Below are 15,526 nucleotides of genomic sequence, written 5' to 3' on the forward strand. Positions count from 1 at the left end.
TTGATTATAATCCCACGAATTGAAGTGCTTCTTCCATCTGCGAGATGTCAAAATACCGTTCTAATCGCCCTTCGGAAGCACGCTTAAAAAATATATTATCGATCGGGACTAAAGCTTTCAATACATTTGAATGAGCAACTATGGCAAGATGCCCAATATTTTTATAGTTCCTTAAAGCCCAGATAGTGTCTTCCATAAAAGCTTTAACACTACTATGAGTAATTTTCAACTCATCGAGCTTCACTAATACATTTACCTGAGCATAGCCCAACTTTAATTTCTCTTCAAATAATTTCTGACAGAGCGTTTCGTCGATTTCGGTAAACCCGTCAATCACCTCAATAGCCAGAATGTTCTTTTCCGATGTCTGAATTTGCTGTATCATCGCTTCTTTTATTTTATGAAATCCTATTTGTTTTTAAGTTGCTTCATCAAGTCTTCTAAATAGTCAATTTGAACTTCCTGTATTTCCAAAAAATTTTTGTTTTGATGAACTAACAAGTGGTCCATCTTTTCACTCAACAGTTTTATTTCAAGTTCTGCTTTGAGATTGATCTTATAGTCGTGTTCTGCTCGTTGTCGGTCTTTCTGTTCTTGTCGATTTTGGCTCATCATGATAACAGGTGCTTGGATTGCAGCCACACAGGAGAGAATTAAGTTCAAAAGGATAAATGGATACGGATCAAAGGGCTTAGTTGTAAACAACCAAATATTGGTCGCTATCCATAAAACCAAGAATGAAAAAAATGAACCGATAAATGTCCAACTTCCGCCGAATGATGCAATTTTATCTGCCAATTTTTGACCGGTTGTAAGCGCACCTTCAATTTCGTCTTGTATGTTTTCAGAAAGTATCGAGTTATCTCGAATAGCCTGCATTACATCCAAATCAATATTGGCCAATTGCCCTTTTTCTTGCTCAACAAGTTTGGTAAGGTAGAGTCGTCGGTATTTGTTCAGTTCGTCCAGCGATACAACACTATCGTTGGAAAAGTTCGGAAATTCAGATTTTATTAAGTTAAAAACACCTGCTCTGATATCCTGTCCCTTTATAAGTTCAGCTTTATTAACTTCTTTATTTGATATATGGCTCAATGTCATCCATGAATCTATTAATTACCCTTTGCTTAAATCTTTTGTTGTTCATTTTTGTACAACCGGAATAAAACCACCATTAAGGCCGATGAGAATACTAAAAGCGAAATTAAAGTCACCCTTCTCTGAATAATGTTGCTGTGTTTTTCATCTTGAACTTTTTTTAATTCAGCGGCCTTATCTTGCTCTGAGTTGTATTCCTTTTTAATCACCATTTCCTTCAATGCCACCTCATATTTCATCCGCATCACCAACCTAGCGTAACTGAACAGTTGAAGTGAAACAATTACTGCTAAAACAATGGCTGTTATCTTTAATTTCATTTTTAAATTATAAAATCGATTGGAAATGTGTGTATAAGTTCGCTAAAATATCTTGAAGCGTTCAACACAATCTTTCTCCAATAGCTCCCTATCATCAGGATGTGCAATATTGATAAGGGCCTTTGCCCGCTGCCTTAAATTCTTCCCGAATAAATAGGCTATACCGTATTCGGTGACAACATAATGCATATGCGCCCTGGTAGTTACCACGCCGGCCCCTGGTTTTAATGCAGATACAATTCGTGACACGCCTTTATTTGTACGGGAAGGGATGGCAATAATGGGTTTCCCACCTTCGCTTAATGCCGCACCCCGCATAAAGTCCATTTGCCCTCCAACGCCGGAGTATTGATAGGTGCCAATGGAATCGGAACATACCTGACCTGTAATGTCGATTTCCAGGGCACTGTTTATAGCGATCATTCTATGATTTCTACTGATAACGCTCGGATTGTTGACATAATCAACATCCAGAAAAGCAAAAGCCGGATTATCATTAACATAATCATATAATTTCCTTGAACCTAAGGCAAAGGATGAAACGCTCTTATTAGGATGAATTTGTTTGTATTTATTATTGATAACATCCTTTTCAAAAAGATCAATAATTCCATCTGAGCACATTTCAGTATGTACCCCCAGATCTTTATGGTTATGCAGGCATTTTAAAACAGCATCCGGAATTGCACCGATGCCCATTTGCAAAACGCATTTATCGTCAATGAGCCCGGCAACATATTCACCAATCTTCGTTGTATTGTCATCAGCCTTTTGGCCAAAAAAGGCCTCATGCAGGTTATCTTCACAAAAGACCATTGCATGAAATCGGCTGCTATGTATCATGCCGTCACCATGTGTTCTTGGCGCCTTAGGGTTCACTTGCGCAATGATGTATCGTGCCGAATCAACCGCACTGCGTGCAACATCAACCGATACCCCTAAAGAGCAATAGCCATGAGCATCCGGAACGGAAACATGTACGATAGCTACGTCGAGAGGTAAAATTTGGCGTTTGAACAACTCAGGAATTTCACTTAAAAAAACCGGAACATAGTCTGCATAACCTTCCCGAACCGCATTACGTATGCTTTCTGAAACAAATAATGAATTAAGGCAGAAGCTGTTTTTTAACTCAAACTTATCAACGTGTAAATCTCCGTATACACTTATTGAAACTACTTCTACATTTTTTAAACGTTGGGCTTCCTGAGCCAAATGCTTTAACAGGAAAGTGGGCGTGTGGGCGCTGCCTTGTATAAAAACCCGTTGGTTTGATTGAATGACAGCTAATGCCTCTGAAGGGTTAACATATTGCACGTTTGCTTTCATGGATAATGTCTGTGTTTTTCAGAGCAAATCAAAACACTACTAACTATCTGTAATATAACTATTTAATTTGACTATTACTTAGATCATGCACGACAAAAAAATTATCGGCGGTTTAGAAACGCTACCGAAAATTTAAATCCCCGTTATAGCAGTTAACGAAGTGTGCGAAAAATCAGTCGTTTTAAATAGTTTTGAACTTCAGGTTGCTTGTCGGTCTCACTTTGAGCGAGCGTAACCTCATGACAATTAATCTTTTTGATAAATGAGATGATCACGCTGTAATCACTATTCCCCCCATTTGACCAGCCTAGATTTACTATTGGATTTTTATCCATACTGCTGATAAAATAATTATGCCCTCCTGCAATTTTGCTCCCGGCGTAATATGAATAGCTTTTTTGTTTTGCAAATCTATCTTTAAATGAATTTTGCAGTGATGAATATTGGGACATCATATTGCGTTCCCCTTTACCTTCAGAACCATAATAAGCGTCAATAACAATATGAAGCTCTGAATCAGACATAGACGGATCATCAAAGCTCCATTCTTCGTATATTTTCAGCCTAGTTATCAATGGTTTTTGGGTAAAATAGTCATAGGCAATAGTGGTGGCAACAAAATAGGTTTTAATGTTAGCTTCTACCACAAAATCCTCAACGAGATTATTCTTAAATTTCTTTTTGGCAGCTTCAATTATTACATTTTTACCTGAATCAAGTGGCAAGTCAAAAAAGTAAGGCTTAATTCCGTTTATCGACTGTATGTTTTGTCCTGCGCTAATTGTCCAGGCAAAACTCAGAACAAGCATTAGAGGTAGTAGTTTACCGTAGAGGGGGTTCATGGTTGTCTTTATATTCAGCACCTTCATATTTTCTCTTGTTATTTTGGGCAGCCGAACCTCTAAAAACAGCCATTTTTCTAAAAACTCCAACTTAATTGGGCGGCATCCTGATTAGGTACGAAAAAGATGATGCTTAGGTTTTGGGGGAAAGAAAGAAAGAAAGAAAGAAAAAATAAATTTGAGGCTGACCGCAATTGAACAGGAACATTCAACTCCACTCAGGTTGACAGTCACACTGAGCAGAGTTAAAGCATTAGTCCTGTGATTCATTTCCCTCACACTAAGCGGAGTCGAAGCGTTAATTAGAAATGGGCACATTAATACCGAAGGTAATATTCCGACCTATATTTGAGATACCTATTTCTTTGAAGCGGCTTAAATGATCAATATAATTTCTATTCGTAAGATTACGGCCGTTTGCGTAGATCGTGAACCATTCATGGCCTGATTTACTGCAAAAGGTAGTGCCCAAGGCAGCGTTTAACAAAGTGTATCCACCAGAACTGCTTTCAAAAGGATCAACTTTAGTTTGCTTGAAATTGTTATCAATGCTCAAGCTAACGTACGAGCCCGTCAAACCTGATTTTTTCTCCTTCGGGATATTAAAACGCAGCTCATTGGTTAGTTTGGCTTGCGGAATAAACGGCAAATCCTGTTTGGTATCGGTATTTGTTCCGCGGGTAAGAGCAAAGGTATTTTCGAAATGCAATGAACTTATCGCGTGAACATCAAAGCTGAATTCCAAACCTTTCAAAACAGAATTTCCTTGTATATAACGATAAACCGGGTATAGAATGCCATTCACATCGATTTGTTCATTATTTGTATTCTGATAATAGATAAAATCATTTATCATGTTGTAATACCCATTCAGCTCCGAACTGAAGTATTTACCATCCCATCCCAATGATCCATCCAACTGCAGGGTAGTTTCTTGTTTAAGAGCTGGATTCCCAACCTCATATCGGAACGTTCCCTCATGCACTCCCTGTGCGCTCAGCTCGGCAATATTAGGAGCACGAAATCCACGACCAATGTTTGCTTTTGCATGGAAGTTATCTGTAAGCTGATAGGTTAAGCCAGTCGACCCTGAAATATTTGAAAATGTATTGTTGAAGGCCATAAACTGATATTCTTCCATCCCATTCATTTTACGGGTATCGAAACGTAGTCCGACATCAAGGGTAAGCTTATCCCAAGAACGTTTAGCATATGCAAAAGCTCCCAGCGCATACGAATCGTAGCCGGCAACCAACGCTTCCTCTCCTTTATTACGATTATTCTGAATCGAACCAGAAATACCAATTACCGGGGCCCAACCGTTCATTTCGGGGAAGTAGTATTTACTATCCAATGTGTAAGTACTCAAATCAAAAAACAAAGATGGAACAGAAGGAGAGTCTTCTAACTCCATGCGTTTATTATTTTGAAAGCCCAAGGTAGTTTTTATGAATCCCTTTCCAAGGGCAATATTTGTATTCAAGGCTACTTTATTGTGCGTAATATGTTGGAAAGGCAAGGCCAATGAACGGCTTTCCAATTCACTATGAGAAACTGTATTTCCTTCATTGTCAACAAATTTACCCGTTGAATCACGCTGCCCATCCGTTAAACCCAATTCTGTATTGAATCGCGAATAGGTAAGATGCGCATATCCCCATGATTTATTTACACCCACCATGCCCGTAATATTGTTCTCTCTGAAAGCACTGTTATAAACGCGTTCGCTAGGTGTTGCAAACGACATGGCATTTTTATAAGTGCCCACCATGCGATATACAAATCCATGATAATTCCCCTCAAATTGCAGGTTATTAGCAGTAAGCCCGTTGTTGGTTGAATAATTGGTAATGAACTGTCCCTTGAAACTTCCGGGAGGAGAAGTAACAGGATCAATAATATTAATCACACCACCCAACGCATCGGAACCGTAAAACAAACTGGCAGGTCCACGCAGCACTTCGACTTTACCGGCCGAATATTGATCAACCTCAATGCCATGTTCATCTCCCCATTGCTGACCTTCCTGCTTTACATCATTGCTCAAGGTAACTACCCGGTTGTAACTCAGACCTCTGATAACAGGCTTAGAGATGGCTCCTCCCGTTGTTATTTGTGATACGCCCGGAACGTTTCCTAAGGCATCCACAATATTTGTGGCCCCGCTACTGGTAATTGATTTCATCGATACTACCGAAATGGCCGTACTATTTCGAACGTTTTGACCTTGTATAGGAGAACCTGTAACGACCACCTCATTGATTTCTACAGTAGTTGGTTCCATCTCAAAATTGATTATACTCATAGCATTCAGATCGATGGGCATTGAAACTGATTTATAACCCAATCGGCTAACGGTAATGAGGAGCTTACTTTTAGGAACATCCGGAAGTGTGAACATGCCCTTGCTGTTGGTATTAACACCGATGTGCAAACTGGTAATACTAACCTCCGCCGCCTCTATGGGCAGACCGGTTGTTTTATCGGTCACTTTACCGGTTATCGTGGTTACAGGGTTGGGGCCTGCTACCAATTTATTTAAGGTTAGAAAAAATACAATAAGTGAGAGTAAAAATGATTTTGTTTTCATTTTTGATCTATATAAATCAATGCAACAGAGCCATAAGTGGAAAACTTATCCACCACAAGATTCTTTACATGAACAGTAAGAAATTAGAATAATTGATTTTCGGCAGAGCGATAGCCGAACAGGGAGCTTATGCTACAACGGGAGGGGCGCGTAGTTGACGGAGGGTTAGTAATGCAGTGGCTGCTTTAACCGACTCAATAAGATAGCTTTTAAAAACAACAGACTGAACCAAAAGTTGTGCTTCCTGCTCAACAGAATAATCTTTAATAAAATGGAAATTACAAACCGCACAAGGCGAAGCTCCATCTGAATCACTGATCTTTGCTGATTGCTCTGTTTTTCCTTTGGCTAAAGGATCGGGATTTTTAAAGCTGTGGTTGTGAAAAGCAGCAAAAGGAATTTGAGTTATCAGGAATACCGCAAACAGTAAACCGGATAACCACGTTTTTAAATTTCTTTTCTTTGCAGTGTGTATCACGCTACAAAGATAAACAAAACGTGTTATGCTGCTAATCTATTTACCAGCATAACACGTTTTAAAAACCATGATATTCAATTTATATAATTTTAACGTAACCTTCTAGTACGCACAGGCTGACGATAAACGTCACTCTTTTTATTTTGATCTTTTTGAACCCCGATTTGGCTAAAAGGAATATTGACAAATTCGGGCAGCTGCTTGTACACTTCAGAAGTTGGCAAAAGTTCGAAGTTCATCTTTTCATAATCCACAAAACCAGGATCGCTGTTCAGAATAAAATTTTTTCCGATATATGACCACTCTGGTTTACCATTATGTAATGATTTAACATTAACGAAAACATTCCCTTCAATAAAATTTCGTTTCGGCAATCCTGGGTTATCCTTAAAATAATTAGAGATTGAAGGATATCGTTCTGAGTAAGGAGCTTGCTGATAATTTACGGCCTTCAAACGTTTTTCGTACAAGCCGTCTTTTGCGACGAATCCTTTTGCCCAGCCCATTAATCGGTTATCGAGATGAAAAGCCAGCGGACAATCAATAAAAATATTATTACGATACACATTGTCGTTGCCTCCGCCTATCATGATATTTCTGGAACCGGCCTTGTAAAACACATTTCCGGTGACTTCCATACCACAAGCCCCATCATCATGGTAAACGGCCATAATCACCCCATGCTCATTGCCAATATGATGGAAAAAATTGTTTTTAACCTTGTTTCCTAATTCACTGGGATCACGTCCATAATAAATAGCCCCCATATCGTCTCCATCTTTAACAGCATCATGAATAACATTATATTCAATCAAATGATCGTTCCCATGCAGAAGAATGGCACTGCCGGGGCAATTGTAGATTTCGCAATTACGAATGACATTACCCACGCCATCAATGTTCACACCTGCCTTGTAGGAACGTTCGATACGGTTAAAATTATAAATACGACAATTGACAACCTGATTATCTCCTCTCTGGAGCGTAACTCTGTTGCCTCCACCCAGAATAATTCCTCCGGCTCCGGTATTGTAAATCTGACAGTTGCTGATTACATGCCCCGAACCAGCTTCGCGATCAAAGGTCGTGTTGTCATAAAGATGTCCATACAAATTTCCGATGATTCTTGAGGTTGGCTGCCCGGTGCCTGTATGTTGAAAACCATCCATCTGGATACCTTTTCCCAGTGAAACAGCAACCATGCCGAGGTTTCGGAAGGTGCAATGATCAATCTTATTTGCTCTACCTCGTTCTATATATGCCCCCATGCCTCTGGAGCATTCAAAAATGATATTTTTAAACTGTACATAAGCGGCATTTTCCATGACCACCAAAGGCTCTTCTGTAAGCGACAATTCAATTGTTTCCAGCTTACCGACTGGAGGTAAGAAGTACAGCATGCCGGCCTCTCTATCAATATAATACTCACCGGGTTCATCAATCTCCTCCAGTAAGTTAAATGCATACCAACGCTGAAATATTTTGCCACTCTCAAAACCATACATGGTTTCCTGAACGGTAGTCAATGTTTTATTGGTTGTATCGAGATTGCCAATCTTTACCGCATCATCGGCGTAACCGTATTTAAAAAAACCGGAAATCCAGATATCGGTGGCTTTAGTCCAACGAGCCGGCCTTTGTACATTATACGTAAACTTACCTCCGCGATGAGAAAAATCACCGTTTCGTGGTATTGAGCCCGGGTCGATTACCTTGCCAATAGGCACGAGGCTGTCGTTTGGCCATCGCGCCGGCTTCATGGCTTCTTTATTACAAAAAAGCTCCATGGCTGTCGTAGTGTAAGCCCTGCCAAAACCCTTCGGCTGAATAGTACCGTAGTTTTTTATGCCTAATGCCTTTAAATTCACCTGCAGCACGCGACTTCGAGCTTCTGGCAATAATCTTGACAAGACATTTCTATTCGTCACCGGTACCGCTTTACCGGGCGAAATGGTGATGCCTCCTGTAATACTTACTTTTTCATTTTGATAAGCACTATAGGTGATTGGAGCCTGCTTAGTGCCTGAATTCAGACTATCCAACACAAAACTCTGGGCAAGAAAATAAGATCCTTGTCTAAGAAAGACTGTAATTACAGCATCCTGATGTAATTTCCTTTGTGAGCTAACAACATCGCGTGCCTTTTGAAGCGTTGCAAAAGGCTTTTCCAGCGTTCCTGGATTACTGTCTTTCCCACTAACAGAAACGAAATACGTTTTTTGTTTTTGTCCGGCAACCGTGCACGGCAAAAGAAAGAGAAGAAAAAGAAAAAAATGATTCAGCTTCATCAGATAGATAACTTATTTATAAAAATTTCTTTAGGTCCCTACAACAACTATAAATCTTAGATATGTTCAGTTTTATAGAGCAACGCTTAATAATTCCTTTCGTAAATGCACTTCAAAAGTGAATACGGAGAAGTAGATGAGACATCCTGTGAAAGTTCCCAAACCATAATACCGCCGTATCCGTTTTGGCGAAGAAAGGCTGTTTTATCTTGCAAAAATGAACGCCCGTTGAAACTATAAGAATCATATTTATTTAACGTAGTTGCAGGAGATGATGCACTTACAATTTCAGAATATTTCATGGAAACAGGGTCAGCAGAACGTTTTCCATAAAAAGGAACCCCTGCCAATAATTTGTTCTTTGGAATGCCAGTACCAACAAAAGAGGATAAGGCATTGGTTAATTGAAGCATAGTTGACTGATTTCCGTTCGCATCAAGCTTACCATAGGTCATTAAATTAATTTGATCTACGTAATTATTTACTTGCTGTCCAAAAGCAGACTTTGTATCACCCAGAGCTACGCTAAATTTAATTCCCTTCGGCCGAAGTGCTTCCGCCAATTCCTTAACAAGAGTAACATAACTGCTTTGACTAACCGTGTTAGGATAATCTTCCCAATCCAAATCAATGCCTTTTATATTTCTACGCTGGCAATAACCAAGTAATTTTGAAATATAAGCACTTCGTTTTACCGGATCAGCCGCCATGGTTGGAATGTTTTGAGATTTCACCCAACCACCGATAGTGACAAATAATTCTTGTTGAGAGCTAAGTTTGGTTTTTAAAAACTCAATGTTGGTTGAATCAACATCCGTCATTTGAAAACCACCTACAACATCCGGCTCTATTGAAAAATAATATACACGATTTACATAATTAAGGTTTTGAAAATCATAGCCATTAAAACCATAACTCGGCAAATAACCGGCAATCATAATTTTAGTTTCTGTTATCGGAGTTTTTTCGCGTGATTGCGCTTCAACATTTTCTGATTTTTTGCAGCCCAGAAGCATTGATAAGCACATGATTATCAACTGTAAATGTTTCATAAATAAATTTTAAATTAAAAAAGCGTGTTGCTTAGTTAAATAATCAACAAAGCAACACGCTAATAATTAAATCACAATTAAAAGAACAGGAGCGTTACCAATTAGGATTTTGCTTTAAATTAGGATTTAAGTTTATCTCATTACTTGGAATCGGTGATAAATAATCACGGTCAATTCTGAACTTATAACCAGTTGCTAAAGGAGCAGAAGCCTGAAACTTCTCAATATAACCATTTGCATCAACCGGATACGCCGCATTAGTTAAAAAAGTCTTAACAGTTGGATCTGTCATCCACTGCAATCTTTTCGCACCTTTAGGTTTCCAACCAACGATTAGCTCATCAGCTGCAGCCCAACGGAAAATATCATCCTTTCTGTAACCTTCACAAGCTAGCTCTACACGACGCTCACGACGAACTTCGTTGATAATCGGAGACAATGCTGGGAACTCCCATTTAGGATCTGTAGTAATCGCTGTAACTGAAAGATTAGGCATTCCCACACGCTGACGAAGCTTGTTGATACTTTTATCCAAATCTGCTTGTGAAATATCGCCTAATTCTGCTTTTGCTTCAGCATAGTTCAATAGTACTTCAGCATAACGCATCATGATCAAAGAATTAGTACCAATATTTTGTGCACTTTGTTGAGCATAATCAGGGCTATGACCCTTATACAATTGATAACCAGTTGCCGGTTTCATTGTATTATCAGTGTTATTAAATGCAGGAACAGTAAAAACAAGATCTGCTGTACCTGTTTTACCTTGGGTAATATAATGTTTATTATCCGGCACATAAATGGTTTGAGCGAGACGAGGGTCACGATTAGTCACCACTCGTTTTAATGAATCATCTCCTTTATACAAGGAACTAGCCGAAATAGGTTTACCGTCTGTACATAAATATGCATCAACTAAATTTTTTGTAAGACCACGTGCAGCACCAGCAATTGTATACCGAGCCCAGTTAGTAACTAATTGAGGAGTACCAGTTGCACTATAAGCTCTCCATAACATTACTTCTTTGCTGGCAGACTGACTAGTTTGGTTAAACAATTTCCAATAACCATCAGCAACACCTACGTTATCAAGTTGATGAACACCTGAAGTAATTAAGGCATCTGAAACGGCGGCTGCTTTTTGAAGATATTTTGTGCCATCTGACCCAACAACTCCAAAAACAGATCCTGCATGGTATTTTTCCCAGGTACCTTCATACAAGGCAATACGAGATTGCAGCCCCATGGCAATTTCCTTATTAATACGCATAGTTTGCGCCTTTGATTTAGTTGGCAACAAATTGATTGCTTTGTCAAGGTCATTTATTATCGAGTCAGCTATAATATTGCGCGGTAATCGTGCAGAATAAATCATAGTTGAATCACTAACTTGCATCACTTTATTGATCCAAGGAAGATCACCAAAAGTTTTAAGCATATTAAAATAAAAATAAGCCCTAAAGAAATAAGCCTCTCCTACATAAGGATTCACAGCCTCTGAAGATGCATTCACTTTGCTATAACGTTCCAAAAAATAATTAATGTTACGTAATGAAGACCAAGACCATCCCCCTCCAGTTGCCGGAACTGCGCGTTCTCCATTCATAGCAGTATTGTAACCACCAAACGCAATCATGTTATCACTACCTTGATCTGCATCATCACCATAATTACCAATAGTATTAAAACCTGTGTAAGATGGAAGAGCATTATAGAAGCTGTTAGCATACAATTGAAGATCACTAGGTGTCTTCCAAAACTCTGCATCTGAGATATTATCTTCAGGTGCAAGATCAAGAATATTTTTTTGACAGGCAGTCATCGTCATAAAAAGACCCGCTGCTATAAGTATTAGTTTATTTAATTTCATTATAATCTACTTAAGATTAATACCTAGATTAATGTATTTTCTGAATTATAAAGTCACATTTAAACCAAATGTAAAGCTTCTTTGCAAAGGATAAATTTTACCAGTACCAATTGCAATTTCAGGATCAATTCCTTCAAACATTTTGGTAATCGTTGCAAGATTCTCTGCTGTGGTATAAATTCGGAACTTGTCTATTTTAAGCTTACTAGTCCATTTCTCAGGGAAAGTATAACCTAATTGAACCGTCTTCAAACGTAAATATGCTGCATTTTGCAAGTAACGAGTAGAAGTTTGAAGGTTTTTCTGGTTCTCAGCACTCAAATAGAACTTAGGCAAGTATCCATTTGGAGTATCAGGAGTCCATCTATTCAATGTTGAAGTAAATACAGAGTTTTGAAAAGGTTGAGCCCCACTAGCAATACCAAAGAAATAGTTTGAATTAATAAATACATCTTTTTTGCCAACACCCTGTACAAACACCATTAAATCAAAACCTTTATATTGCATATCGGTTGATAAGCCATAAAAATACTGTGGCGTTTCATTACCGATAACTCGTAAATCACCAGGATTATCAGCAGTATTTTTGCCATTGTCAATTTTACCGCTACCATCTAAATCTTGGTAATTTAAATCTCCAAGCATCCAACGACCGCTCCAGAATGAAGCAGGCACCGCTTTTGCAACCTCATCAGCTGTTTGATACAATTGGTTGGCAGTATATCCCCAAATTTCCCCCATTACTTGGCCTTCATACAACGTGCTTAGAGATTTGGTAGGATTAGGATACTTAGTAACAATACCTTTATAATTACTTAAAGTACCTTTTACACTGTATTTAAAATCTTTACCAATTTGTTGTTTCCAATTTACGGCAACCTCAAAACCTTTAGTAGTCATTTCACCAGCATTGATCGACTGTACTGATGTACCAAATACCGAAGGAAGTGGCGCTGCTGGAGCCAATAAATCAGTAATCTTTCTTTGATACCAGTCCCCGGTAATTTCAAGTTGATTATTAAACAAACCAAGATCTGCCCCAAAGTCTAACATAACAGGTTTTGTCCAAGAAATGTTAGGGTTAACATCTCCCGTTTGCGAAACATAAGCCTGTGTTGCTGAACCAAAATACCAATTGGACGCAGTTGCTTTAGTTGTTGGTAAAGAAGGATAAAAGAAGAAATTGTTTGCAACATTATTTTGATCACCTGATTTACCGTAAGAAGCTCTTAGTTTGAAATTGTTTACATACTTTGAAACAGGTTTCCAGAAATTCTCCTCCGATATCACATAACCTGCTGAAACACCCGGATAAAACTGCCATTTATTATAAATGAATTTTGAGGTAGCATCATAGCGGCCATTAAACTCAATTAAATACTTACTTTTGAAATTATAGTTGAAGCGACCAAAGAAACCTGCAATACCATAAGAATCAAGATTATCCGTCAAAGAAGGAGTAGAGGCATAAGTAAGTGCTAATGAAGGAAGATTATCTGTATAAAGGTTCTTATTAGAACCATTCATCGATAATAAATGATAGTAACGAGAAGTATAACCACCAGTCAATTTAAAATTATTTCCAGCAACTTCTTTTTCATACGTGCTATATAAATTCACTTGATTGGTGTAGCTATTTGTAAATGAACGAGAAACACTATTTGGATTTTCTCCGGTTATCGCCATACTACCGTCCGGATTTGGAACAGAAATAGTAGAACCGTTAGAAATCGAATTACCATTGTTTGAAAACAAAGTATAATTACCAGTAATCTCCCAGCCTTTTAATGGCTTTAAGGTAAATTCTCCATTTAATTGTGTTTCATCACCGTCATTATATGATCTACCTCCGTAAGCCATTAACGCCACTAAACTACCCGCGGTATTAAAATATCCATTCGGTAAATAAAGGGCAGTTCCTGGAAATAAACGTGCCGCATTATGCAAATAGGCAGACAATCCACCTCCTGTTAATCCAGCATATCCGTATGGAGTATCATAATTTGAACGAGTATATGAAGAACGTAATGAAACTTTTAACCAATCAGTCACATCTGATGTAAGATTGGCACGAAGATTATAACGCTTATATTCATCATTACCATAGCGGAACATACCTTTTTTATCATTATAGCCCAAGCCTAAGAAATAGGTAGTGTTAGCCCCTCCACCTGACAAACTCAAGTTATGTTGCTTATTAATAGCATAATCTTTAAACATTACACCAAACCAATCGTTATTCCCATTTCCGCTTGTCCAACCATTATTAGTTGAGTTGGGTTGAGTTTCGGTTGTTAACTTACCATCCATATAATCTTTAATACGCTGCATTTGCTCGGCAGGATAATAATCGCCATTGCCTGCATTTTTATTCGCATCGTTGTATACCTCTGCCCATTGTAATGAGTTTGCCAGATGTGGCATATTCATCATTTGTGAATAATCTGAAACATTGCTATAAGAAATCTTTGGTTTACCCTCTTTTTTACCTGACTTGGTGGTAACCAAAATAACACCGTTAACACCATCCACACCATAAATAGCTGCAGAAGCAAGATCTTTTAGCACACTGATACTTTCAATGTCATTAGGATTAAGGTTATTGAACAAACTCATGTTTGCTGCAATTCCATCAATTACAATCAAAGGAGATCCTAATGAGTTAAAACCTGTAAAGCCTCGAATGTTAATAGATTGAGTGGTGTTTGGTGTACCTCCATTGGTATTGGTAGTAATGTTTAAGTTACCGATAGCACCTTGTAAACCTTGAGAAACTCTTGTAATTGGACGATTCTCTAAAACCTTAGCATCCACTCTAGCAACAGCACCGGTAAGGTTTGCTTTCTTTTGAGTACCGTAACCCACCACAACCACTTCTTGAAGTGTCTTAGCGTTTTCTTTTAATGTGATATTCAGAAGTCTGTTTTCTGCAACAGTTACCATACGGTCATCGAAACCAATCATTCTAAATACCAGTACATCTTTTGAAGAAGAAACCTGAATCTTAAATTTACCATCAGCATCGGTACTGGTTCCGATCTGGGTACCTTTTACGGTCACACTTGCACCAGGCAAAGGAATACCTTGTACATCGGCCACCTTTCCTGTAACTGTTATTTTATCAGCTTGCTGGGCATACCCCCTAAAAGCTAACATCAAACAATAAAAAATTAGTAAAGCTTTAAATTTCATAGAATTATTTTTTAAAAAAATTTAAAAGACACTAAAAATGTACTTTAAAAGAAGTATACAATCTTTGCAAAGAAATTAACCAAATTTTAACAATTAGATTAAATCAAAGCTTGATGTTTACAATTTGTAAAATTATTCCAGCGCCTGATTAGGCGCACAAGTACTGAAATTGGTCAGCATAAAAAAATGGACTAATCGACTTTTTTAATGGATAATTTCATTATCTCCCTCGCCTTGTTAATTTAAAAGGCAGGAATTGGGTTAATAGAATAAGAAATCAAGCTACTTTGCGTATTATTTTAGAATAACCTGATTCAAAAGAAGAATATTATCTAAAATTTTAACTATTAATTCAAGAATGGCAAAAACGCATAGCGACAAAAACTGAACTATTTTTGTTATTTACAGAAAAAGCGACGATTTATAAAAACAGAAAGGGGTAAATTCAAAAAGATAAGCCGGAATTA

The 15,526-nt window shown here is 38.1% G+C and carries 11 protein-coding genes; all 11 read right to left on the reverse strand.

Annotated features, from left to right (window positions below):
* Positions 1-4 precede the first annotated feature (4 nt).
* Positions 5-385, reverse strand: a complete 381-nt coding sequence (locus FN756_RS02735) for a SpoIIAA family protein (protein WP_142601240.1) — start codon at positions 383-385, stop codon at positions 5-7.
* Between the two features lie 23 nt (positions 386-408).
* Positions 409-1,095 carry a DUF1003 domain-containing protein gene (locus FN756_RS02740; RefSeq protein ID WP_246085402.1) on the reverse strand — a complete coding sequence of 229 codons (687 nt, stop codon included), beginning with the start codon at positions 1,093-1,095 and terminating at the stop codon, positions 409-411.
* A 32-nt stretch (positions 1,096-1,127) separates the two neighbouring features.
* Positions 1,128-1,418 (reverse strand): hypothetical protein, encoded by a 291-nt coding sequence (locus FN756_RS02745; RefSeq protein ID WP_142601243.1) that lies wholly within the window; start codon positions 1,416-1,418, stop codon positions 1,128-1,130.
* A gap of 42 nt (positions 1,419-1,460) precedes the next feature.
* Positions 1,461-2,747: an acetyl-CoA hydrolase/transferase family protein gene (locus FN756_RS02750; RefSeq protein WP_142601244.1), complete on the reverse strand. Its 1,287-nt coding sequence runs from the start codon at positions 2,745-2,747 to the stop codon at positions 1,461-1,463.
* Between the two features lie 152 nt (positions 2,748-2,899).
* Complete coding sequence (locus tag FN756_RS02755) at positions 2,900-3,589, reverse strand: hypothetical protein (RefSeq protein WP_142601246.1); 690 nt, start codon at positions 3,587-3,589, stop codon at positions 2,900-2,902.
* Positions 3,590-3,887: 298 nt separating this feature from the next.
* A complete protein-coding gene (locus tag FN756_RS02760) occupies positions 3,888-6,179 on the reverse strand; it encodes a TonB-dependent receptor (RefSeq protein ID WP_142601247.1) in 2,292 nt (763 codons plus the stop codon).
* A 127-nt stretch (positions 6,180-6,306) separates the two neighbouring features.
* Complete coding sequence (locus FN756_RS02765; RefSeq protein WP_142601249.1) at positions 6,307-6,657, reverse strand: hypothetical protein; 351 nt, start codon at positions 6,655-6,657, stop codon at positions 6,307-6,309.
* Between the two features lie 89 nt (positions 6,658-6,746).
* Positions 6,747-8,945 (reverse strand): right-handed parallel beta-helix repeat-containing protein, encoded by a 2,199-nt coding sequence (locus tag FN756_RS02770; protein ID WP_142601251.1) that lies wholly within the window; start codon positions 8,943-8,945, stop codon positions 6,747-6,749.
* Positions 8,946-9,031: 86 nt separating this feature from the next.
* Positions 9,032-9,997, reverse strand: a complete 966-nt coding sequence (locus FN756_RS02775) for a glycoside hydrolase family 18 protein (protein WP_142601252.1) — start codon at positions 9,995-9,997, stop codon at positions 9,032-9,034.
* 94 nt (positions 9,998-10,091) lie between these two features.
* The gene (locus FN756_RS02780; protein WP_142601253.1) at positions 10,092-11,867 is read right to left on the reverse strand and encodes a RagB/SusD family nutrient uptake outer membrane protein; all 1,776 of its coding nucleotides are present in this window, start codon (positions 11,865-11,867) and stop codon (positions 10,092-10,094) included.
* Positions 11,868-11,912: 45 nt separating this feature from the next.
* Positions 11,913-15,059 (reverse strand): SusC/RagA family TonB-linked outer membrane protein, encoded by a 3,147-nt coding sequence (locus tag FN756_RS02785; protein WP_142601255.1) that lies wholly within the window; start codon positions 15,057-15,059, stop codon positions 11,913-11,915.
* Positions 15,060-15,526: the final 467 nt, after the last annotated feature.

Origin of the sequence: Solitalea koreensis (assembly GCF_900182575.1) — a bacterium.
In the GTDB taxonomy this organism is placed as follows: Bacteria; Bacteroidota; Bacteroidia; order Sphingobacteriales; family Sphingobacteriaceae; genus Solitalea; species Solitalea koreensis.